This is a genomic window from Xanthomonas cassavae CFBP 4642 (assembly GCF_000454545.1).
Classification (GTDB): Bacteria; Pseudomonadota; Gammaproteobacteria; order Xanthomonadales; family Xanthomonadaceae; genus Xanthomonas; species Xanthomonas cassavae.
Genome location: NZ_CM002139.1, coordinates 598,677 through 599,842 on the forward strand (window position 1 = coordinate 598,677; position 1,166 = coordinate 599,842).

Here is a 1,166-nt window from a genome sequence, read left to right on the forward strand (position 1 = left end):
GGCAACGCTGATCAAGTCGGTCCCTATCGGAGAAAATATGCCCCTTCCTTCAAATCGGAACGACCGATGAAACAGCAGACATTGGCGATGGCGGCCGATCAGGGCAGTGGATTCGAGCAGCATCGTCGGCCGACGCGCCGGGATGTGTTCCTGTCGACGATGGAGCAGATCGTGCCGTGGTCGGCACTGTGCGCGGTGATCGAGCCGTACTATCCGAAGGCAGGCAATGGCCGGCCGCCGGTCGGCCTGGAACGGATGCTGCGGATGTATTTGGTGCAGCACTGGTTCAATCTGGCCGATGAGGCCTGCGAGGAAGCGCTACTGGACAGCACGGCGCTGCGGCGGTTCGTGGGGATCGACCTGGGCCGCGAGCGGGTTCCGGACGCGACGACACTGCTGAAGTTTCGTCGCCTTCTGGAGACGCACGAGCTGGGGGCGGAGCTGTTCTTGCAAGTGAACCGGGAATTGGAAGCACGTGGCCTGAAGGTGGGCACGGGCACCATCGTGGATGCGACTATCATCGGCGCGCCCAGTTCGACGAAGAATGCGGACAAGGCCCGCGATCCGGACATGCATCAGACCCGCAAGGGGCAGCAGTGGTACTTCGGGATGAAGCTGCACATCGGCGTGGATAGTCGTAACGGCCTGGTGCATAGCGCGGCGGTGACGGCGGCCAATGTGCATGACAAGCACCTGCTGGGAGACCTGCTGCACGGGGAGGAACGCCGGGTCTATGGAGACAGCGCCTACGCCAGCCAGAAGGCGCTGATCGGCACGCATGCACCGCACGCCCGGGACTTCACCAACCAGCGGGTTCGCAAGCGTGGCGAAGTGAATGAGGTGCAGCGCCAGCGGAACCGCAACAAGTCGAAGATCCGTGCCCGTGTCGAGCACGTGTTCGCGGTGGTGAAGCGGCTGTGGGGCTTTGCCAAGGTGCGTTATCGCGGGCTGGACAAGAACGCGAACCGCTGCTTCGTGGCCCTGGGCCTGGCGAACCTGTACCTGGCGCGGGTGCGTTTGGCGGGATAGTTGCGCCTGCGGGGCCGCAAAAGCGGCCCGCAGCGCCCGGAAACGGGCATGGAAGGACGGCTGATCGTAGATCCAAGTGCGTCATGAGCCGGATCGGCCAGTTCGCTGGCCGTTGCGACTACTTGATCAGCGTTGCC

General features: G+C 63.7%; 1 protein-coding gene. It reads left to right on the plus strand.

What is annotated here, in order from left to right; all coding sequences use genetic code 11:
• The first annotated feature begins 66 nt into the window (after window positions 1-66).
• Window positions 67-1,029, plus strand: coding sequence for an IS5 family transposase (locus XCSCFBP4642_RS30960; RefSeq protein WP_029218204.1), 963 nt, complete (start codon window positions 67-69; stop codon window positions 1,027-1,029).
• The last annotated feature ends 137 nt before the right edge of the window (window positions 1,030-1,166 follow it).